General features: G+C 40.8%; 19 protein-coding genes. 1 reads left to right on the top strand and 18 read right to left on the bottom strand.

The features are described from left to right. Positions 1-330 precede the first annotated feature (330 nt). The 3 genes from ACZ5OK_RS03980 to ACZ5OK_RS03970 form a co-directional block, all read right to left on the bottom strand. Positions 331-1,536, bottom strand: coding sequence for a NupC/NupG family nucleoside CNT transporter (locus ACZ5OK_RS03980; RefSeq protein WP_343839440.1), 1,206 nt, complete (start codon positions 1,534-1,536; stop codon positions 331-333). Between the two features lie 335 nt (positions 1,537-1,871). Beyond that, positions 1,872-2,459 (bottom strand): SafA/ExsA family spore coat assembly protein, encoded by a 588-nt coding sequence (gene safA / locus ACZ5OK_RS03975; protein WP_044161518.1) that lies wholly within the window; start codon positions 2,457-2,459, stop codon positions 1,872-1,874. A gap of 211 nt (positions 2,460-2,670) precedes the next feature. Then, positions 2,671-4,350 carry a DUF2207 domain-containing protein gene (locus ACZ5OK_RS03970; RefSeq protein ID WP_343839437.1) on the bottom strand — a complete coding sequence of 560 codons (1,680 nt, stop codon included), beginning with the start codon at positions 4,348-4,350 and terminating at the stop codon, positions 2,671-2,673. Between the two features lie 145 nt (positions 4,351-4,495). On the opposite strand from ACZ5OK_RS03970, the gene ACZ5OK_RS03965 reads away from it, so the two are divergent. After that, positions 4,496-4,582 (top strand): putative holin-like toxin, encoded by an 87-nt coding sequence (locus ACZ5OK_RS03965; RefSeq protein ID WP_370521838.1) that lies wholly within the window; start codon positions 4,496-4,498, stop codon positions 4,580-4,582. Positions 4,583-4,764: 182 nt separating this feature from the next. On the opposite strand, the gene ACZ5OK_RS03960 is transcribed toward ACZ5OK_RS03965, so the two are convergent. The 15 genes from ACZ5OK_RS03960 to ACZ5OK_RS03890 all read right to left on the bottom strand — a co-directional run bounded on the left by ACZ5OK_RS03960 (position 4,765) and on the right by ACZ5OK_RS03890 (position 21,616). After that, positions 4,765-5,205 (bottom strand): DUF6376 family protein, encoded by a 441-nt coding sequence (locus tag ACZ5OK_RS03960; RefSeq protein WP_343839434.1) that lies wholly within the window; start codon positions 5,203-5,205, stop codon positions 4,765-4,767. A gap of 132 nt (positions 5,206-5,337) precedes the next feature. Then, on the bottom strand, positions 5,338-6,501 hold the full coding sequence (yhbH, locus tag ACZ5OK_RS03955) for a sporulation protein YhbH (protein ID WP_343839432.1): 1,164 nt from the start codon (positions 6,499-6,501) through the stop codon (positions 5,338-5,340). Between the two features lie 254 nt (positions 6,502-6,755). Then, complete coding sequence (gene odhB, locus ACZ5OK_RS03950) at positions 6,756-8,042, bottom strand: 2-oxoglutarate dehydrogenase complex dihydrolipoyllysine-residue succinyltransferase (RefSeq protein ID WP_343839429.1); 1,287 nt, start codon at positions 8,040-8,042, stop codon at positions 6,756-6,758. Continuing rightward, on the bottom strand, positions 8,039-10,888 hold the full coding sequence (locus ACZ5OK_RS03945; RefSeq protein ID WP_343839427.1) for a 2-oxoglutarate dehydrogenase E1 component: 2,850 nt from the start codon (positions 10,886-10,888) through the stop codon (positions 8,039-8,041). The genes odhB and ACZ5OK_RS03945 overlap by 4 nt, the downstream gene beginning before the upstream one ends. A gap of 251 nt (positions 10,889-11,139) precedes the next feature. Beyond that, a complete protein-coding gene (locus ACZ5OK_RS03940; protein ID WP_343839426.1) occupies positions 11,140-11,457 on the bottom strand; it encodes an ArsR/SmtB family transcription factor in 318 nt (105 codons plus the stop codon). A gap of 13 nt (positions 11,458-11,470) precedes the next feature. Then, positions 11,471-12,397: a cation diffusion facilitator family transporter gene (locus ACZ5OK_RS03935; RefSeq protein WP_343839424.1), complete on the bottom strand. Its 927-nt coding sequence runs from the start codon at positions 12,395-12,397 to the stop codon at positions 11,471-11,473. A 141-nt stretch (positions 12,398-12,538) separates the two neighbouring features. Next, positions 12,539-13,261 (bottom strand): amino acid ABC transporter ATP-binding protein, encoded by a 723-nt coding sequence (locus ACZ5OK_RS03930; protein ID WP_343839423.1) that lies wholly within the window; start codon positions 13,259-13,261, stop codon positions 12,539-12,541. Continuing rightward, positions 13,262-13,912 carry an amino acid ABC transporter permease gene (locus ACZ5OK_RS03925; protein ID WP_343839422.1) on the bottom strand — a complete coding sequence of 217 codons (651 nt, stop codon included), beginning with the start codon at positions 13,910-13,912 and terminating at the stop codon, positions 13,262-13,264. A 92-nt stretch (positions 13,913-14,004) separates the two neighbouring features. Beyond that, positions 14,005-14,808, bottom strand: a complete 804-nt coding sequence (locus ACZ5OK_RS03920; RefSeq protein ID WP_343839420.1) for a transporter substrate-binding domain-containing protein — start codon at positions 14,806-14,808, stop codon at positions 14,005-14,007. Between the two features lie 279 nt (positions 14,809-15,087). Beyond that, positions 15,088-16,983, bottom strand: a complete 1,896-nt coding sequence (locus ACZ5OK_RS03915; protein WP_343839417.1) for a PrkA family serine protein kinase — start codon at positions 16,981-16,983, stop codon at positions 15,088-15,090. 289 nt (positions 16,984-17,272) lie between these two features. After that, complete coding sequence (gene wrbA / locus ACZ5OK_RS03910; protein ID WP_343839414.1) at positions 17,273-17,938, bottom strand: NAD(P)H:quinone oxidoreductase; 666 nt, start codon at positions 17,936-17,938, stop codon at positions 17,273-17,275. Positions 17,939-18,019: 81 nt separating this feature from the next. After that, positions 18,020-18,628, bottom strand: a complete 609-nt coding sequence (locus ACZ5OK_RS03905; RefSeq protein ID WP_343839411.1) for an alpha/beta hydrolase — start codon at positions 18,626-18,628, stop codon at positions 18,020-18,022. 19 nt (positions 18,629-18,647) lie between these two features. Next, positions 18,648-19,586 (bottom strand): ring-cleaving dioxygenase, encoded by a 939-nt coding sequence (locus ACZ5OK_RS03900; protein ID WP_343839408.1) that lies wholly within the window; start codon positions 19,584-19,586, stop codon positions 18,648-18,650. Between the two features lie 308 nt (positions 19,587-19,894). Next, entirely contained in the window at positions 19,895-20,812 is a 918-nt protein-coding gene (locus tag ACZ5OK_RS03895; protein WP_343839405.1) for a ketopantoate reductase family protein, read from the bottom strand. Between the two features lie 330 nt (positions 20,813-21,142). Then, entirely contained in the window at positions 21,143-21,616 is a 474-nt protein-coding gene (locus ACZ5OK_RS03890; protein WP_343839402.1) for a tRNA (cytidine(34)-2'-O)-methyltransferase, read from the bottom strand. Positions 21,617-21,650: the final 34 nt, after the last annotated feature.

The following is a 21,650-nucleotide window of genomic DNA, read 5'->3' as shown; positions in this document are numbered from 1 at the left end:
TCAGGAATTTACTGGCCGTTTATCCCCACTTAGCCTTGTGGGTGTACCCTCAAAACTTGAAGGGGGGTATTACGGCCAGTTAATGCGTGATAAAGTGAAACTTCCATAAGTGGGGGTTTTACGGTCAGTTAATGCGTGATAAAAGAAAGACCTATCCTGAAATTATCCATTTCAAGATTCCCCTAATAAATAACACCCCCCCAATCCCAGGCGCTTTCCATGCAGGGATTGGGGGGGTATTAAAACCTCTTACCATATTCACATAAACTTACATTTGTAAAAGTCGCAATCCTTAAGATTCCAATTATAGACCCATTCAGAGCTTTCTCTTTAGAATGGAAGAGAAATAATTAGTCCGGCAATGGTTGCAGATAAAATTGAAGCAAGAGTTGCACCAATCAATAGCTTCATTCCATATTTGGAAACTGTTTTTCCTTTTTCAGGATCAATTCCCTGAACAGTACCTGCGATAATGCCGATGGATGAGAAGTTCGCAAAGCTGGTCAGGAATACAGATACAATTCCGACAGTTTTCTCACTCATGCCACCCATGATATTGGTAAATTGCTCCATCGCAACAAATTCATTGGTGACAATTTTTGTACCCATTATACTTCCTGCTTCTATAACCTCACTTGGCGCAATACCCATCAGAATTCCAAGAGGAGCTATAATATAGCCAAGGATTTGCTGCAGAGTTACACCTGCAAAGGCAAATTGAATAATCCAGTTCACGAATTCCAGAGCAGCAATAAAGGCAATTAACATTGCTGCAACAATCAGAGCAATACGTCCACCATCTAATGCACCATTCCCCATCGCTTCGAAAAAGCTTTTGGCTTCTGATACATCTTTAATATCTACCTCATCGTCCTCATCCTTTACCTCAACAGGCGCGATGATAGAAGAAACAATTAGGGCACTGAACATATTCAAAGGAAGAGCCACTAACACATATTCTGCTGGAATCATCTGCATATAGGCTCCTACAATGGAAGCCGAAACAGATCCCATGGCTGATGCACTTACAATATATAAACGATTGCTATCTAAATGATGAAACTGTGATTTAATGGCCAGCAATGCCTCTGACTGTCCAAAAAAGATACTGTTTACAGCGTTAAAAGACTCAACTTTTGGCAGACCAGTGATTTTCGAAATCCCCCAGCCAAGATACTTAATGATTAACGGCAGGATTTTCAGGTGGGTTAATACCGCTAATAACGTAGAGAAAAAGACAATAATCAACAGAACATTAAAGAAAAATGCATTTTCAAACCCGCCTAATCCTCCAGCAATAAAGTTAACACCTGCCATACCAAATTCAATCAGCTTGTTGAAGCCATTGGATATAGCTAAAATGATATCCTGACCAATATCGGTCTTAAATAAAAAGTAGGTAATGATCAGCTGTGACAAAATCATAACCAGAATACCTTTAAAATTAATACTTGTCCGTTCATTAGACATTAAAAAGGCGATTCCTATGACTATTAAAATAGCTAAAATTCCAAATAAGATTCCTACAACATCCACAATTTATACCTCCTTGTTCCTGCTGGTTTTATTGTTTGAATACAGGAAGACTTTCATACAGTAAGACTTTCTTGTCGAAATATCCTATTATGATGATTGAATACTGTCTTGAAATTCTAACGATTGAAAGCGATTTACCGAAAATCTTCACACATTTAAACATTATAACGGAAAGCCCATACATGTTTCCACAATTTTTTTAAAGGAGAATAAGTGCAACTGCAATGCCCCTTTGCTGAAATCATCGTCATTACGAACCAATAAAGCAATTTTAGTTTGTATAAAATAAGAAAAAAGTCCCCGTTTTATAACAGGGACTTTTTTCTTATTAAGTATTATTTCTTTATAAACATCTGAGTCCAGTAATGTCCATAGCTCCCGCCTTTGGCATAACCTACCCCTATATGGGTTACATTGGGATCCAGTATATTTTTCCGATGGCCGGGACTGTTCATCCAGGAACGCACTACTTCTTGCGCGGTTCGCTGTCCGGCTGCAATATTTTCTGCTGCCCTGGTGTAGGAGATTCCGAAATTCTGCATCATCGTAAATGGAGAGCCATAGGTTGGAGAAGTATGGGAAAAATATCCCTTATCCCTCATATCTTCTGACTTATATCGGGCAACCCTTGCCAGTTCCCAATCAAACTTCAGAGGACTTAGCCCATTTTGGGAACGATAATCATTTGTAATTCTGGCTACTTCCTCTTCAACCGATTGAGTACCTTCTCCAAGCGGGATAGAAACTTTATCTCCTGGATAAATTAAATCAGGGTTACTGAATTGGGGGTTGGCATTAATAATTTCTGAGAGCCCGACTTCATACCTTACTGATATTTTCCATAAGGTATCTCCCGGTTGAACCGTGTATGTATCCGTCTGTGCTGAAACATTCACGTTTTGCACTGTGAATAAAAGTAGCATAATGCCAAAAGCGACGAGAACCCTTTTTACATTCACAGGTAACACTCCTTTCTTAAAGATCACCCTTAGTTTATGCCGATTTTTGTAAATTAAACAAAAAAGTGGTTGAAAGTTGAATTTGATTGTCACCCATGATTACACGCTTAATGCACAAAAAAACTGGATATTCCACATCGATATCCAGGGGATTCCCAAAGGTATTTATATTTACTTAAAAAGCTCCAGATCCACCACCGCCACCGCCTGCTCCTGCTCCAGTACCGGCACTTCCTGTAGTAGCAGAGACCGTTTGTTCAGCTTGGCTGAAACTTTGCTGAACAGAAGCCGATAGTACAAGAAGACCCGATATATTATGGCTGGAATCCTGTGCTGCAGGCAAATGATTGATCATTTGTTCACTTTTCTTATTCATTTTCTTATCATTTAATCCAATTGCGTAAATGATAGCTCTTAACTGATCGTTATCCTTCCATTTCTTTACCTTACTAACATCGGTGTCAGGATAGTTTCTTTGAAAGGCCTTCCACTTATTTTGAATAGCAATCCCTTTCACTGTTTTTGGTGAATAAAACAAAGCGAATGCTTCGAGGGAAATGAATAAGGTAATCGCTGCAAACATCCATACAAACAGCTGGTGGATACCTGAAATAATGGCAAACGGAATCATTAACAGAGCGACTAATCCTGTCGCCCATTTCTGCTTTGTCTTTTTCTCCTTCAAATTATGGCCTTCCATCTCATTGGCAACCATTCCTGACCAGGTTTGCATATCTTCATGGAAGATTTTATGATTCGACTTTTCATTTGTATAGGCTTCTAAATCCTCTGTGTGGAAGGTTCCATTTTTCCCGATTTTATCAAACAGCCAGCTGATTAAAAATGCCTCATGGGAATGTTCTGTGTTTCGTTGCTGAACCGTGAAAGTATTTTGATCTTCCTGCTTTACATACTTTTTACGAACAAGATCCAGTAGTGCTGCCGTAACCAAATAGGCATTCTGTGGCATGGATTGCATATAAAGTATCGTAGCAGGTGTACTCATCACTTCTTTTGGAACCAATGTGTGTTCAGGATACATACGCTCTGCTTCTATCTTTTTGACCTGATGACTACGCCAGGCTGACCAGATGAGTACCAGAAACAGGATGGCAAAAGCCCCAAGAATGTAAGGAGCAAAATCTGATATCTTTTCCTGTCTATCTTGAAAAGCTGCTCGTTCATCTTTCAGTCTCTGCTGTTCGGCTAAAATATCCTCTCGCACGGATTGATTGTCTGTTAACGATGCTGCCGGAAAAAGCTCCTGAGGATAAGCAACACGAATATCTCCATTTCTGTCACTCTTAACTCTGCCCATATCAAAATGAACAACTCCATCATTTGCTGTTTCAGCAGTCTGCTGTGCCTCGTCATAACCAAGAGCAATCACATTTGATGTGGTTTGAGGCGGATGAATAAATACATCGAGCTCCTCATAATCAGATTCGTTACTTTTATCAAAAAATGGCCAGTAAAATTGGGCTACATCATTGTATATTTCCATCCCATCCTGAATGGTATAAGTAAGATCAAATGTAATCGTTTCTCCGGAATCGCCTTCACGATATACCTTGTATGTATTTCCATCCTCAAGTTCAAATTCCAGTGAAGAACCATTCTCAGATGCTGAAAACTTTTCAACGGTTGAACCTTCTTTAGGAATAATCGTCCGGGTAATCCCATTAAAATCATCATCAAATTGATACGTATGGGATTCCGTAACTTCTACAGTTCCATCTTGCTGTAAGTACGCATCAATTCTAGTCTTTTCGATGGTAAAATCAACAGCAAAGACCTGTATCGGAAATAATACTATAAGAACAAGAATCATACATATAGATGCAATTTTCTTCATGGATAGTTCTCCTTTCCTATCTCTATATACGAAAAAAGAACGAAAACGTTTCAACCTTTTCTTATGATTCCAATTTTTTGTTACAATACTCTTGTACAATAAGGCTGGTTTGGGTGGTGGCTCACTCCCTTTATGAAAGGGGGTGATGCTTATAACAGTATTCGAATCGCTGATGTTAATGATTTCTTTTGGAACATTCGTCGCGACGATACTGTCTGAAATAAAAAAGTAACCACCCTGTAAGCCTGGCAAGCAAGTTAGGGTAGTTACCATTTTGACGCTCTAACGTGTGAGTCGCCCCCAATTGGGCTATTGTACGGCCGTTGGTGAATCGCCAACGGTCTTTTATAATATATGCGTAAGTCTAAATGTATTATACATGAGTTTTCTAATACTGAAAAGCTACGGCAACTTTCATAAGCCTAAGTTTTCAAGCTGGTTTAATAAACTCGTGATATCACGAATGGTATCCACAATCTCGGAATTTTGCAGCTGTTCAATCGCAACATCCCCTTGTTCGGTGACCTGCTGGATGGTTTGATTTAAGTTTTCACTATGCTTAATGAATTGCTGATGAAGATCTTCAGCTACAGCTGGTGGTTCAAGCTGTGTAAATTCATTAATCTGCTCTTCTATATTATTCAAGCGTTCATTCAGCTGCTGCTCAACTTCAGGATTATTTGCTGCCTCTTCCATAAGCTGCGGCAGATCGGAATTAAACTCACTTAGTGTATGAATATATTCTGTCGCTTCACTAGCATAATCCAGGGAGTCATTCACTTCATTAAACAAATTACAGCCTGTCAGCAGAGTAGTCATAAAGAAAATGAGGGTTACCATTAATCCCTTTTTCACATTCAGACTCCTTTCCCGTTCATTTACTGTCATTTTAACATATCATTCAAGCGGGCTTCTTCTAAAGCACCTTCTTTAACAAAGGAAATCGCCATTTTATACAAAAAAGAGGACGGGAAAGCCTCCCATCCCCTAGCCTGCTTCTGTGTCTTCTTTTCTGAAAAACTCCTTCATGGCATGGAAAACATCTGCTCTTCGCTTCAAAACATAGTGTTTAAACTTCGGATCCTCAAACTTGTGATAAGCAGACATCAATGTGGAATGCCGGTTATACTGATTCACCTCTCCATAACAGAACATGCTGGACTTCTCCATCAACTGTTCAACAAGGCTCACACAGTTTCGATTATCAGAAGTTAAGTTGTCTCCATCAGAAAAATGAATAGGATAAATATTATAACGTGATGGGCTATATCGATCTTCTATAACCTCCAAAGCTTTGCGATAGGCTGATGAACAAATGGTTCCCCCGCTTTCACCTTTTGAAAAAAATTCATCCTCTGAAACTACTTTAGCTTCTGTATGATGGGCAATAAATTCAATATCAACCGTATCATAATTTCTGCGAAGAAAACGCGTCGTCCAGAAGAAAAAACTCCTGGCCATATATTTCTCCCACATTCCCATGCTTCCTGAGGTATCCATCAGGGCTATGATAACAGCTTTCGAATCTGGCTTTTCGATGTCCTCCCAGGTTTTAAAGCGAAGATCGTCGGGGTAAATGGGTGAAAAAGATGCCTCTCCTTCCTGGGCATTTCGCTTCAGCGCCTCTTTTAGACTTCTCTTCTTATCAATATTTCCGGTGAGACCTGTTTTACGAAGATCTCTAAATTCAGTATCTGTGGTTACAATGTCATCCTTCTCTTTTTCTTCCAGATTAGGCAACTCCAGATGCTGAAAGAAAGCCTCTTCCAGTTCTTCAAAGGATACTTCGGTTTCATAATAATCCTCACCGGGCTGATCCCCTGGCTGTTGACCATTACCTGCCTGCCCTTGCTCAGGCTTGCCGTCCTTAGCTACAACATCTCCTACTTTGCTGTCTCCCTGCCCCTGGCCGGCATGTTTATTTTTATCAAAGTTATACCTGATTTTATATTCATTTAAAGAACGAACAGGGATTTTCACGACATCTTTTCCTTTTGACATAATCACACTTTCTTCTGTCACCAAATCAGGCAACCGGTTTTTTATGGCTTCTCTGACTTTCTCCTGGTGCCTTTGCTGATCATCATATCCTTTTTTATGGAGAGACCAATCTTCTTCTGATATCACAAAGCTTCTCTTATCATCACTCATGAATTTCCCCCCATAAGATTTATTAATGTTATCTTATGCAGAAATTGGACTTCTCTTCACTAAAAATTGAATTTTTTGAAAATATAGTGCAGTTGATGAGATTCCATTGTCTTTACATTACTTTATTAAGATGAAGACCATTATAAAAAACTCACGAGCTGGTTATGGCCTTCACTAGACTAAAGCCAAATCCATCTAAATTCAAAAAGGCACCCAAGTCATGAATTGAGTGCCTTTTTTATAATCTTATTCTATTATCCTTCCAGCAAGAGACTATACGGATCTTCCAGCATCTCTTTTATTCTTACAAGGAATTGAACGGCTTCACGACCATCTACAATACGGTGATCGTAGGAAAGGGCAAGATACATCATAGGACGAACCTCGATGCTGTCGTCAGGCATAACCATTGGACGTTTTTGAATTTTGTGCATACCGAGAATACCAACCTGTGGTGAGTTCAGGATTGGCGTGGATAGTAAGGATCCAAATGTACCTCCATTTGTAATCGTAAAGGTTCCACCTTGCATGTCATCCACGGCAAGCTTTTTATCCCGGGCTTTTTTCGCCAACTCGCCAACTTTATTCTCAATACCGGCAAAGTCCAGACGATCGGCATCTCTTACAACCGGTACCACAAGACCATCTTCTGTAGATACGGCCATGCCAATATCATAGAAATTCTTCTTAACAATTTCGTCTCCCTGAATTTCTGCATTCAGAAGCGGGAATTCTTTAAGTGCACCAACGACTGCTTTTGTAAAGAAGGACATGAATCCCAGCTTCACCCCATGCTTTTCCTGGAATGTTTCCTTGCGTTCTTTACGAAGGTTCATCACGGCGGTCATATCAACTTCATTAAAGGTTGTGAGCATAGCAGCCGTATGCTGAACATCTACAAGACGCTTGGCAATGGTTTGACGACGACGGGACATCCGGACACGCTCAACAGGTTTATCAAATTCTGTTTTCTCCGCGTCTTTGGAAGACTTACCGGAATCCTTTGCTTTTTTACTGCTTTCCACTTTTTCTCTTGCAGCCTGTTCTACGTCTTCTACACGTACACGGCCTAATGGATCTTTAGGATACAGCTCATTTAAATCAATACCAAGCTCACGAGCACGCTTTCTTGTTGCTGGTGAAGCCACAGGTGCCGTGTTTGGATCCTGTTCATCACTGGCTGCTGCCGGCTCTTCTTTAGCAGCAGGAGCTGGTTCTGACTCTGCTTTTTTCTCTTCTGCAGGTGCTTCTGTTTCTTTTTCTTCCGGCTTCGTTTCCCCAGCTGACACTCCACCACCTGCTGTTCCATTTTCGTCTACTTTGGCAATCACATCGCCGATTTCAACATCTTCTCCTTCACCGGCAACGATTTCTGTTAAAACACCCTCAAATTCCGTGTTCACTTCAACATTTACTTTATCCGTTTCCAGTTCTACAACTGGATCACCCTTTTCGACTTTGTCCCCTTCTTTAACAAGCCATTCTGAAATCGTACCTTCTGTGATGGATTCAGCTAGTTCAGGAATTGTTATCTCTTTCACTGGGAATCTCCTCCTTTAGAAAGCTTAAGCGTCTGGTTTATAATCTTACTTTGTTCTGCTTTATGAATATTAGGTTCACCTACGGAAGGCGCTGAACGTCTAGGACGGCCAATATACTTCACCGTCTGACTGTCCTTCACTAATGTCTGCAGCTCCTCCTTAACGAAGTCCCAGCTGCCGGCATTTCTAGGCTCTTCCTGAACCCATACAATTTCCTCTGCATTTTTATAACGAGCTAAAATATCCTTGATTTGTTCCGCAGGGAATGGATAGATTTGTTCAACACGTAATACATGAAGCCAATCGAAATCTTCCCCTTTTCTTTCATCAAGTGCTTCATCCAAGTCGACCATAATCTTCCCACTGCCCAGAACGACACGTTTCACTTTTGTTTTCTTCGTCCCGAGGTTTTTCTGTTCAACAACCGGGTTGAACTTCCCTTCCGTAAACTCACTTGGTGCAGCAGCGACTCTTGGATTTCTTAAAAGACTCTTAGGTGTCATGACAACCAATGGACGTGCCGAATCTTTGCCGCCAATTGCAGCCTGCCTACGCAGCAAGTGGAAAAATTGTGCTGATGACGTTACATTCGCAACCGTAAAGTTATTTTCAGCAGATAACTGTAAGAAGCGTTCCAAGCGTGCACTGGAATGCTCTGGTCCCTGTCCTTCATAGCCATGCGGAAGGAGTAGCACCATATTTGATTTTTGTCCCCATTTGGCACGTCCGGCAGCAATAAATTGATCAAGAATCACCTGACCGGTATTGGCAAAATCGCCAAACTGTGCTTCCCAGAACACTAAAGTTTCCGGGGATTGAACACTATATCCGTACTCAAATCCAAGCACCCCCACTTCGGATAGAGGGCTGTTATAAACATCAAAGGATGCATGAACACCTGCTAAATCATGAAATGGACTGTACGTATCTTCTGTTTCAACATCATGCAGAACCGCGTGACGATGTGCAAATGTTCCGCGTTCTGTATCCTGACCAGTGATACGAATCGGGGTTCCGTCCTTTAAAATAGTGGCAAAGGCCAAGGCTTCCCCTAATGACCAGTCAATTTTCCCTTCCTCAAATCCTTTTGCGCGCTTCTTAAGAATTCGCTCTAACTTTTTAAAGACGTTAAATCCTTCAGGACGTTTAAGCAAGTTCTCATTAAGTTCTTCTAGGGTTTCCAAAGGTACAGCTGTTTCAATTTCTTCGAGTCCATTTGTCAGAGCCTCAGGTACCTCAGCCTCTTCAGGTTCATCCTGTTCGTCCTCCTTCATACTTTCATAAATGGACTTGAACTTTTTCGAAACATCCTTCTTCAACTGATTAAACTCTTCTTCTGAAATCACACCTTCTTCCACCAGACTTTGGGCATAAACGTGAAGTGCTGAGTCATGCTCATCAATATTCTGATATAAAAATGGCTGAGTGGATCTTGGTTCATCCATTTCGTTATGTCCATAGCGACGATAGCCAACTAAGTCAATTAAAATATCTTTATGAAACTTTTTACGATATTCGTAGACGAGATTAACAGCTGTTAAACAAGCTTCAGGATCGTCCGCATTAACATGAACAACCGGGATTTCAAATCCTTTTGCCAAATCACTTGCATAGGTTGTGGAGCGACCATCAGTATTGTTTGTCGTAAAGCCGACGAGATTATTAGCAATAATATGAATCGTTCCACCTGTGTGATAGCCCCTTAAACGGGAAAGATTTAATGTTTCAGCAACCACACCTTCACCGATAAAGGCTGCATCTCCATGTATGGAAATGGTAAACGCCTTATTAAGATCAGGCTCAGCATAGCCACTATGTGTGCGGTCGTCCTGTGCTGCACGTGTATACCCTTCCACAATAGGGTTTACAAATTCCAGATGAGATGGGTTATGTGCAAGCGTTACATGTGTGCTTTTCTCATCCTTTCCTTTAATATCACGATCAGCACCAAAATGGTATTTTACGTCACCTGTCCATCCATAGTTGATTCCGGTTGAACCTTCAGATGGAATCAGCTCTTTATCAGGTGAGGAATGGAATTCGGAAAAAATTAAATCGTATGGCTTCCCAAGAACATGGGCTAATACATTAAGACGACCGCGGTGAGCCATTCCCATAAGTACATGCTCAACTGAATCATTGTTTGCTTCATGAACGAGACGATTAAGCATTGGAACCATAACATCCAAACCTTCTATAGAAAAGCGCTTTTGCCCTACAAATGTTTTTCCGAGAAATTGCTCAAACCCTTCTACTTCAGCTATGTTTTGCAGCAATTCCTTTTTTTCGTCAGGATTAAGAGTGACATTGAAATTACCGGTTTCAACATTTTGCTGAAGCCACTCTCGTTCCTGATCATCATGTACATGGTAAAATTCGAAAGAGATTTTACCGGCATACCGCAATTTTAGCGTTTTAACAACATCCAAAGCATTGTTCACATTGGATGGTGCGTTTTTCCATACCCATCTTGCCGGAATCGAACGCAAATCCTCATCCGACAAACCATAAGTCTTTGGATCAACAAGTGGAGAATAGCGATCTTTTTTCCTGCCTACTGGATAAATATTCGCTTCTAAATGTCCATGGCGACGAATGGCCTCTACTAGCTTCATAGTCGCAGAGATTTTTTGTACGTCACCATCTGATAATTCCTGTGCTTCTCCTGGTTGTGTGGTTCCGCCAGGGGATATCCATTCAGGTGCTCCATATTCACGAAAGATATCCTTTAATGACGGATCTACCAAATCAGGGTCTTCCAAAAATTGTTCATATTGCTCTTCAACGTAACCCATGTTTGGGCCGTGAAACTGATCCCAAATACTTTCTGACCCTTTGTTTGACACTTTTCACTACCCCCATTAGAATTTCGTAAACGTATACATTACTCTTTTTATTATAGGATTACACCGCTTCTGACTCAACTCATTCATTTATATTCCATGAATTTGTTGAGCCAGGTGCAAGGTCCTAATCATGTACCATACTCATTTAGTATATAAAAAAAATCCTGTACAGAAAAGTCTGTGAGTAAAGAAATTTCAAGTTTTTCGAAAGTTTATGGAATGAGTGAGCATTTTTAAGTCTAAGACATCATTTATTGGTGTAAAGCATGATGGATTGTCTGGTCGAGCATCTTCATCACATGCTGATCATCATGAGAATAATAAATGGTCGTTCCCTCTCTGCGAAACTTTACTAATCGCAGTCCTTTCAAATACCGAAGCTGATGTGAAACATTGGATTGCTTTAGCTGGAGCGTGTCTGCAATCTGATTAACAGAATATTCGTTTTGAAATAACAAGTATAAAATCCGTAGTCTTGTTGGATCGGATAATGCTTTAAATGTTTGAGAAACAATAAAGAGTGTATCCTCATCCAGTTCTTTATAACCCTCATTTTTATTTTTTTCCATATTTATCGCCTCTTTAATTACAATTATCTTCTTTTTTATGGAATTTGGCATTGGCTCCTTCTATCTGTATCGTCGTATGATGCAGTTCGAACTTGTCATGTAAAAGATTTGATGCTTTTTCTAAAATCGAGTCACGGTTTACGTCATCCTTAACAATCAAATGACAGGTTAAAGTTGGAAAATCTGAAGTGATAGCCCAAACGTGCAAATCATGAACTTCCTTAACTCCTGATATATTGCACAATGTTTCCTCAACAACATCCATTTCAATATGAGATGGTTTTCCCTCCATCAACACATGAACAGAATCCCTGGTCACTCTCCAACCGCTGATAAGAACCAGTATAGCCACTATCACACTGGCGATAGGGTCTGCTATATTCCAGTTAAAGAAAATAATCAATAGACCGGCAACCATGGCTCCAGCAGAACCAAGCAAATCACCTAGTACGTGTAAAAAAGCACTGCGTAAATTCAGGTTTTCTTCTGTATCTCCCCTCATAAGAATCCAGGCAACTACAACATTAACAACCAGGCCAATAGAAGCAATAATCAGCATACCCGATCCTACATTAGGGGGGTTCAGAAAACGGTGATACGCTTCCCAGAATATATATAGGGAAATAGCCAGCAAGGTAATACCGTTAATAAAAGCGGCTAAAATTTCAAAACGTTTATATCCATACGTTTTACTGGCATTAGCAGCTTTTTCTCCCATCTTAAAAGCGACAAGACTCAATCCAAGGGATGCGGCATCGCTTAACATATGCCCTGCATCAGATATAAGCGCTAAACTATTTGTCAAAAACCCGCCTATGACTTCCACAACCATAAAAGCGGCAATCAGACAAAAGCTGATCAGTAACGCTTTTTTATTTGCATTATGGTGATGACCATGTCCATGGCTATGTCCGTGATCATGATTATGATTGTGCCCCATTGTTTTCACCTCTTGATATATGATCATATGTTCATATTAACAAACATACATATATTAATAAAGAAAAAGCGAAATGTACTCCTTATATTTATAGAATACACTCCGCTTACAATATTATATAAAATCTTTTTCATTATGTGATTATAAAATTTTACTCAAGAAAGACTGTGTACGAGGGTTTTGCGGGTTATCAAAAATATCTTCCGGATTTCCTTCCTCCTGGATGATGCCTTCATCCATAAAGATGACCCGATCTCCAACCTCACGGGCAAAGCCCATCTCATGGGTAACGACGACCATAGTCATACCTTCCTTTGCCAAATCCTTCATAACCTGCAGGACATCCCCTACCAGCTCAGGATCAAGGGCAGATGTAGGCTCATCAAAAAGCATCACTTTTGGCTCCATGGCAAGAGCACGGGCGATGGCTACACGCTGTTTTTGACCGCCTGAAAGACTGTCCGGATAATCATGGGCTTTGTCAGATAATCCAACTTTTTCAAGCAGGGCCCGTCCGGTTTCTTCTGCCTCTTTTTCAGATAATCCTTTTACTTTAATGGGGCCCAGCGTCACATTTTCCAGCACTGTTTTATGCGGAAACAGATTGAAATGTTGGAAAACCATCCCCACTTTTGTTCGAAGGGCATTTATATCGGTACCAGCAGCAGTTAGTTCATCTCCGTCAATCGTTACTGTACCTGAGGTGATATCCTCCAGCAGGTTGAGACAACGCAAGAAGGTACTTTTCCCGGATCCTGAAGGGCCAATCACACAGACCACTTCACTCTCTTCAACCTGGGCATCAATTCCCTTTAAAACTTCCAAATCACCGAACGATTTATGCAAATCTTTTACTGTTATCATTTAGACATCCATCTTCCTTTCTATTCTTCGTAAATAAAGAGCAGCAGGAATCGTTATAATAAGATAAAATATACAGACCATGACAAGCGTTTCAAACTGCTCAAAGGTAGCGTTATAGTACTGTCGAGCCTGATAAATTAAATCAGGAACAGCGATAACGGAAAATACCGATGTATCCTTTAAGCTGATAACAAACTGATTTCCCAATGGAGGAATCATACGCTTAAACGCCTGTGGCCAGACAATATAACGCATCGTCTGTCTCTCTGTTAACCCTAAAGACCGCCCTGCCTCTGTCTGTCCACTATCAATGGAATATACTGCACCGCGGACAATCTCACCAATGTAGGCACCCGCGTTTAATGCAATAGCAATAACACCTGTAGCAAAGGAATTCAACTGTAATTCTGCCAGACCAAAATAGATAAATAAAGCCTGTGCCATAATCGGCGTGCCCCGGATCATTTCAATATAAACAGTCCAGAAACCCCGAATAAACTTTATTTTTGATAGCTTCCCCAGTCCGGCCAAAGCTCCTAATATCATACCCAGAAAAAGCCCGATAAGGGTAATGGCTACAGTTAATTGCAATCCTTCCCAGAGAAAGGGTAAGGATTTTATATACGGTGTATCCATAATAGCATCTATCATTCTAAAAATCTCCCCCTTAATTTAAAAAACAGCGTAACAAGCTTTGCTTGTTACGCTTGATTGCTCTATACAATATGGTTTATTAAAGATGTTTATTCCTGTGGCGGCTCCGTACCAAACCATTTCTTATAGATTTCTGCATAGGTCCCGTTTTCCTTAATCGTCGCTAATGCTTCGTTTACAGGCTCAACCAGATCAGATCCTTTTGGAAACGCTATGCCATATGGCTGCCCCTGCAGAACATCTCCTACTGTTTTCAGTTCATCGGATGCATTTTGATTGATGTAATATTGAACGTTTGGTAAATCATAAAGCACCGCATCCAGACGACCAGCCTGCAAATCCTGATAGGCTGTTACAATCTCAGGGAACGAATTCACATCGGCATTCGTATTCTCTTTAAGATAGTCTTCACTTGTGGATCCCTGACGTGCCCCTACTGTGTGTCCGTCAATATCCTCTATGGATTCCAGTTCCGAATCCTTGGGAACAGCCAAAATTAAACCAGAGTCATAGTATTTATCCGAGAAATCTATTTCCTCTTTGCGATCTTCAGTAATGGAGATGCCGGCAATCCCAATGTCATGCTTGCCAGTACGCATGGAACCCAGTAATCCATCGAACTCCATGGTATTATAATTCACTTCAAATCCAGCTTCCTCTGCGATCGCATTGAGTAAATCAATATCGAACCCTTCCATATCCCCTGTCTCAGGATTCTTATATTCAAATGGCTGGAAGTTGGCATCTGTTGCAACCTGATAAACTTCTGAATCACCATTTGAACCACTATCTGTATCACCACCATCTCCGTTGCCTGATGAATTACCGGTACCACAAGCTGCCAGCATTGCCAGTGATAGCAATACCACTAAAAAAACAGCAATTTTTTTCATTTCAAATTCTCCCCCTTAATATTTTGTAAACACTGTTTTTCAGAAGGCCCCTGAAAATTATATATAGGCTTGTTTCGTCTTAAGACAAAAGGAATGCAACATAAAATAAATCCTTAGAACATGTAAACTCCGGAACCTTTAATGTTTGTACATACTTATGGTTATTTCTTGGGTTTTATTCCCGCTATTAAAAACTGATTCCAGAAAATCTGCAGTTTTATCAGCCATACAGAGATAAAAAAAGCCGTTCCAATGGACTCACCATTGAAACGGCTTTTCTTAGCGGTTTAAAAGACTGCCGACATAGCGCAGCAATTCATTGGCCGACGTTGAATCATATCCATATTCATCAATGAGGGTGGCAATCACCTCATTGATTTTCTTCAACTGCTGCTCATCAGGGGTTTTGGTCGAAGTGGTAATCTTGACGACATCCTTTAAATCAGCAAACAGCTTCTTCTGGATGGCTTCACGCAGCCTTTCATGGGACTGATAATCAAAACGTTTACCTTTACGGGCATAAGCCGAAATACGGATTAAAATCTCTTCACGGAAACCGCGCTTGGCATTTTCCGATACTCCAATCTGCTCCTCAATAGAACGCATCAGCTTTTCATCCGGCGGCATTTCTTCGCCAGTTAGAGGATCTTTAATTTTCGTTTTATTACAGTAGGCCTCAACATTATCAAGATAATTATCCATCAGCGTTTTCGCAGATTCTTCATATGAGTAGACGAACGCCTTTTGCACTTCATTTTTCGCAATCTCATCGTATTCCTTTCGGGCAACGGAAATGAAGGATAAATAACGCTCTTTGTCTTCTTTCGTAATCGAAGGATGATCGTCTAATCCCTCTTTTAGAGAACGCAGCACATCAAGGGCATTAATGGAGTTGGTATCCTTTCTGATGATGGCAGAAGAAATCCGATTCATAATAAAACGGGGATCAATGCCTTCCATTCCTTCATCCGGAAATTCCTTTTTGAACTCATCAATATCCACTTCACTGAATCCTTCTACATTTTGCCCATCATATAAATAGAGCTTCTTTAAGAGATCAATATCCTGCCGATTTGACTCCTTTAACCGCGTCAGGATGGTGAAAATGGCTGTTATTTTTAAGGTATGTGGCGCAATATGGACATTCTTCATATCACTTTCCTTCACCATTTTCTGATAAATCCGTTCTTCATCACTGACTTTTAGGTTATAAGGGACCGGCATGACAATCATCCGGGAGTGTAAGGCTTCATTCTTTTTGTTGGCAATAAATGAACGGTACTCCGCTTCATTCGTATGGGCAACAATCAGCTCATCAGCACTGATCAAAGCAAAGCGTCCGGCCTTAAAGTTACCTTCCTGAGTAAGAGATAAAAGGTGCCATAAAAACTTCTCATCACACTTTAAGATTTCCTGAAATTCCATTAAACCGCGGTTGGCCACATTTAACTCCCCATCGAAACGGTAGGCACGGGGATCTGATTCAGACCCATACTCTGCGATGGTCGAAAAATCAATGGAACCCGTTAAGTCAGCAATATCCTGTGATTTCGGATCCGATGGGCTAAAGGTACCAATACCCCGACGTTTATTTTCGGATAAAAAGACCCGCTCTACCTTCACATCCTCAATCCTGCCTCCATATTCCTCTTCAAGCCGCATCATGTTAAGCGGGGATAGATTGCCCTCAATTCGTATGCCGTATTCCTCATAGAAATCATCACGTAAATGCTGCGGAATCAGGTGCAGAGGATCCTCATGCATGGGACAGCCTTTAATCGCATATACCGCACCATAATCCGTATAGGAAAAACGCTCCAGGCCTCTCTTAAGCAATGAAACGATGGTTGACTTTCCGCCGCTTACCGGTCCCATTAATAATAAAATCCGCTTACGGACATCCAGCCGTTCTGCTGCCGGATGGAAGTATTCCTCGACCAGTTTTTCCAGCGCTTCCTCCAGACCAAAAAGCTCATCACTAAAAAACTTGTATTCGTTATGCCCATCCTTTTCTTCAATGCCTGCTTCTTTAATCATTTGATAAATTCTTGAATGTGCAGACTGTGCTAAATAAGGCTTTTCTTTTAAAAGTTCCAGGTATTCCCTAAACGTACCTTCCCATCGGAGTTCTTCCTCTTCTCTCCGATGCTCCTCAATTTTGTTTAAGATGCTCATGCATCGCCCTCCTATTTAGTGAAGTCCATTTACGATGTTTTGTACGATTTTTACAAATATATGTCGAGGACGAGCTAATCATGAATTATAAAGTGAAACTTCCATCAGTGGGGGGGTTCTTCACCTCCACTGATGGTTAGTTGAACTTATCAGGGATTTACTGGCCTTTTCCCCCACTTAATCTTGTTAAGTTACCTTCAAAACAAGTAGGGGGGTTACGGCCAGTTAATGCGTGATAAAAAAGAGCCAACCCAACAGGTCAGCTCTTTCCCTTCATTAAGTACATATATTACTGGCCGTTTTTCACCCGGGTAGCCACATCTACAAGTCGCTTCGTCTGATGCTTAACGGCGCCTTCTACTCCGTCTCCGGCAATTTTCCCATCTTCACCTTGAGTAGCGCTTGTACCATAAGGATTTCCGCCACCTGCAAAAATGGATTGATCTGTATATCCTGGAGGGACAATGATCGCTCCCCAGTGTGCCATGGATGTATAAAGGGACTGGACAGTTGCTTCCTGACCGCCATGTGGATTTTGTGCGGAAGTCATCCCGCTTACAACCTTATTAACTGTTTTACCATTTGCCCAAAGACCCCCTTGAGTATCAAGGAATTGCTTCATTTGAGCAGGAAGGTTACCAAAACGTGTAGGCATACTGAATAGCATAGCATCTGCCCACTCGATATCATCTGAAGTTGCTTCTGGAACGTCTTTTGTAGCTTCATAGTGCTCTTTCCAGGCCGGGTTGGACGCAATCGCTTCCTCAGGAGCAAGCTCAGGAACTTTGACAACTTTTACGTTTGCACCTGCCTCTTTTCCTGCTTCTTCAGCCCATTTAGCCATCTGATAATTAATTCCGGTTGAACTGTAATAAATAACTGCTAAATTTACATCTGCCATTTGACTCGACTCCTTTTGTTCTGATTTATTAAATAGTCTGCTAAAAAGTCCCATCATTTAAACACCTTTCTTTCACATTTAATCTAATTTCCGGAACCACCTCCTTAAATTAGACCAAAATCATTTATTATTGTCTTAACTAAAGTGTTTCCTATACCACTCTGCTGCCTTTTCCACTTCACCTCTGGTTAACTGGTGTCCATAATTTTCCCAGTGCAGTTCCACATCAGCTCCTGCCTTTTCTAAAAGGGATTGAAGCTCATTGGATTCTTCGGGAGAGCAAATGGGATCATTACTCCCGGCACCAATAAACACCGGAACTTCGGTTAAATCCGGCAGCTCAATACCTCTTCTCGGCACCATCGGATGATGCAGCATAGCTCCTCTTAACGAATGTCGATAATGGAATAATAGGCTGCCGGCAATATTCGCACCATTTGAATAGCCTATAGCTACAACGTTATTTCGATCAAACTCATATTTTTCAGCGGCTTCATCTAAAAACTCATGCAGCTCTTTTGTACGATTGATAAGATCCTCCTCATCAAATACACCTTCAGCTAATCGACGGAAAAATCTTGGCATTCCATTCTCGGAAACATTCCCCCGTACACTCAGAACAGAGGCATCATCGTCAATCATACCGGCCAGCGGTAATAAGTCCTGCTCTGTTCCACCGGTTCCGTGAAGTAGTAAAAATGTTGGTTTCTCTGGATTTGATCCTTTATTAAAAATATGCTTCAAAAGTGTTCCTCCTCTTCAATTAATCCAGCTTTCGGACTTCTACTGGTAATAAAATATTCTCAATACGTTCCCGATGAGGTTCATACCATTCAGGCAGGTGCAGAGATTCCCCTAACTGATCCTTCTTCTCATCAATCATGAAACCAGGAGAATCAGTGGCTATTTCAAATAAAATATGACCATGCTCACGAAAATACACAGAATTAAAATAATTACGATCCTGGACAGGGGTTACCTGATAGCCATTTTCCTGCAAAAGGGACTGCCATTCCAGCTGGTCATCGTCATCATCCGCCCGAAAAGCAATATGATGTATGGTCCCTGCTCCTTGCAGACCTCTAATAACCGCTGATTGTTTTATATCAATCACATTCCCTATATCACCATCAGCTTGTAGGCGAATGATATCTTCTTCCTCGCCTGTCTTTTCCAGCCCCATTAATTCGGTTAACAGTTCTGCCGTTTTCCCAGGCTGGCGGGAATAAAGTGTGGCCCCTCCAAATCCCTTAATGGCAACATCCGGAGTCACTTCGCCAAAACTCCAATCGTTCAATGGGCCTTCCTCACGCTCTACAAGTTCTAAACGAAGGCCGTGAACATCTTCAAATTCCAATGAACGCTCTCCAAACCGATCTGTTTTCTTTGTATGGATATCAAATTTAGCTAACCGTTTTTCCCAAAAAGACAGAGAATCAGGTGGCACTACGAATGAAGTCACTCCCACCTGGCCACTGCCTACTCTGCCTTTAAGAGCATCCTGTACCGGAAAAAACGTCATAATCGTTCCGGGTGATCCATTTTCATCACCAAAATAAAAGTGATAGGTTCCAGGATCATCGAAATTAACCGTCTTTTTTACAAATCTCAAGCCTAATATTCCCGCATAAAAATCCATATTTTCCTGAGGATCACCGGCAATTGCCGTAATATGATGAACTCCCTTTGTAGCCTTTGCCATAACGCCCGCTCCATTCCATAATGAATTCCAAACTATTATTTCCATTTATTAAAAATCTATTTATATCACAGCTTATATCCATGTCTCACATTCAATTGTTATTAATTCATTTATCTTTAATTCGAACTAAAGTATAAAACCTGCAGAAAAGAATGTCAAGAGATATGGAAAAGCAGAAGGGATCGTTAACCTCCGACGCATAAGCAAAATACGTGAATTGGTCCGCTTTTTGGCCATAATAGAATAGCGGGGAGTGGTTGGTCAGGGGGTTGTACCTGTATAACAAAAAATTGAGCTGCCGCAGCAACTCAATTCTGACCGTTTTTATAGGGATGTAGTAACGCATAAACTGCCCTTAAACAAGGGAGATTAATTTGATACTTTTCACCCTGCTCTAACAGATACCCATGCATACTGTCTAATTCCATCGGCAGTCCTTTTTGCAAATCCCTGTGCATAGAAGAGGTTAATTCTGGCGAGATCATTTTTAACTTTTCCAATACAGCATCAACGGTATCGTCTGGTAATCCAATTTTTCTTGCTCGGGAAATTTCATAAACTTCAGTTATAAGACTTCGTAAAAATTTCTGTGTCACCTCATCATCAAGGGCTACTCCAATTGGTGCCCGAACAGCTGATGTAATCCCGCTTAAAGAGGTGATGAAAATAAACTTTTTCCACACTTCTTCCAAAATATCATCCGTATACGTAACTTGTAACTCAGCATCCATCAGCATCTTCTCAATTTTCTTGAGGAAAGCAGAATCCTGTGCTGTTAAAGGGCCAAAAATAATTTCCTGAATGGGACTTTTCTGAATAATATCCCCTTTGTCATTTAAAGTTGATTCTATGTAACAAAGTCCACCCAGGACCTTTTCTCTGCCGAACTTTTCAATAAGTACGTCCAGATGCTCCACTCCATTTAATAACGGCAGTAGTTTAGCCCCCTGCACAACAAGCTTTTCAATTTGCGGCATTGCGCCTTCAAGATGATAATTTTTTAACCCGATAATGACTAAATCAGGGTTTGCTATTTCCTCTGGTTCCCTGATGAGATTGGGCTCAAAGGAAAAGTCACCATGGATACTTTTAATGTTCATCCCCCGCTGTTTCAGCTGTTCATACCTTTGGGATCGGACTAAAAAATAAACAGATTCCCCGTTTTTGGCAAGCTTTCCGCCAAAATAACCCCCGACTGCTCCTGCTCCAATCACGACAACATTCATTATGAACACCTCCACTATAAAATCTATGTAAATTGTTAAACATGGTGCACGTTTTTGGTTTTGAAAAGAAAGGGAAATTTGTTGTCAAATCATGAATTATCTGTGCAAGTTAAGAAAGGATATTTAAAAACACGTATAATTTGGTATAATAAGAAATAGCTTACATTTACATACGAGATGCTGATGCTAAAAAAGGAGGAATTTTCATGAAGATTATACTTATCTTAGGAGTCACAGTTGCTTTCCTTACTTCCATTTTCACTGCCGGCTATAATTCCAAAAATTAAAAGGATTGTCAGTCGCCATCCACCTTATTGGATGGCGGCTTTTTTAGTTCATATTGGGAAATCCCTGCTGACGGAGAGCTTCAAAAATAATAATGGCTGCTGTATTTGATAGATTGAGGGAGCGTATCTGATCATTCATATGAATGCGAAGACAGTGATCCTCTTTTCCCTCAAGCAAATCCTTTGGAATCCCGGAAGATTCTTTTCCAAAAACAAAAAGGATGTCCTCATCCCGATTGCTGTAATCAAAATCAGTATAATATTTAGTTCCAAAGTTTTCTATATAATAATAGGTTCCATTCGGATACTTGTTATATAGCTCATCAATGGAATCATGGTATTTGATATCAACATTGTACCAATAGTCCAGCCCTGCACGACGTACCATTTTATCATCTGTCGAAAACCCGAGAGGTCGAATCAGATGCAAAGTGGTATTCGTGCCGAGGCAGGTACGTGAAATATTCCCTGTATTGGCTGGGATTTCTGGTTGATATAAGACGACATGTATTCCCAACATTTATCACCTCTGTTATTGCTTCATACAGTAG

It is taken from the genome of Salinibacillus aidingensis, from assembly GCF_055393355.1.
Note: the sequence above shows the minus strand (reverse complement) of the source record. Positions and strands in the feature narration are given on the sequence as shown.

Excerpts from the sequence above, each read along its gene's own strand:
- ACZ5OK_RS03935 (WP_343839424.1), bottom strand. The coding sequence starts at position 12,397 with ATGGGGCACAATCATAATCATGATCACGGACATAGCCATGGACATGGT.
- ACZ5OK_RS03970 (WP_343839437.1), bottom strand. The coding sequence starts at position 4,350 with ATGAAGAAAATTGCATCTATATGTATGATTCTTGTTCTTATAGTATTA.
- ACZ5OK_RS03895 (WP_343839405.1), bottom strand. The coding sequence starts at position 20,812 with ATGAATGTTGTCGTGATTGGAGCAGGAGCAGTCGGGGGTTATTTTGGC.
- ACZ5OK_RS03965 (WP_370521838.1), top strand. The coding sequence starts at position 4,496 with ATGCTTATAACAGTATTCGAATCGCTGATGTTAATGATTTCTTTTGGA.
- ACZ5OK_RS03900 (WP_343839408.1), bottom strand. The coding sequence starts at position 19,586 with ATGGCAAAGGCTACAAAGGGAGTTCATCATATTACGGCAATTGCCGGT.
- ACZ5OK_RS03940 (WP_343839426.1), bottom strand. The coding sequence starts at position 11,457 with ATGGAAAAAAATAAAAATGAGGGTTATAAAGAACTGGATGAGGATACA.
- ACZ5OK_RS03930 (WP_343839423.1), bottom strand. The coding sequence starts at position 13,261 with ATGATAACAGTAAAAGATTTGCATAAATCGTTCGGTGATTTGGAAGTT.
- ACZ5OK_RS03925 (WP_343839422.1), bottom strand. The coding sequence starts at position 13,912 with ATGATAGATGCTATTATGGATACACCGTATATAAAATCCTTACCCTTT.
- yhbH (WP_343839432.1), bottom strand. The coding sequence starts at position 6,501 with ATGAGTGATGATAAGAGAAGCTTTGTGATATCAGAAGAAGATTGGTCT.
- safA (WP_044161518.1), bottom strand. The coding sequence starts at position 2,459 with ATGCTACTTTTATTCACAGTGCAAAACGTGAATGTTTCAGCACAGACG.
- ACZ5OK_RS03915 (WP_343839417.1), bottom strand. The coding sequence starts at position 16,983 with ATGAGCATCTTAAACAAAATTGAGGAGCATCGGAGAGAAGAGGAAGAA.
- wrbA (WP_343839414.1), bottom strand. The coding sequence starts at position 17,938 with ATGGGACTTTTTAGCAGACTATTTAATAAATCAGAACAAAAGGAGTCG.
- ACZ5OK_RS03920 (WP_343839420.1), bottom strand. The coding sequence starts at position 14,808 with ATGAAAAAAATTGCTGTTTTTTTAGTGGTATTGCTATCACTGGCAATG.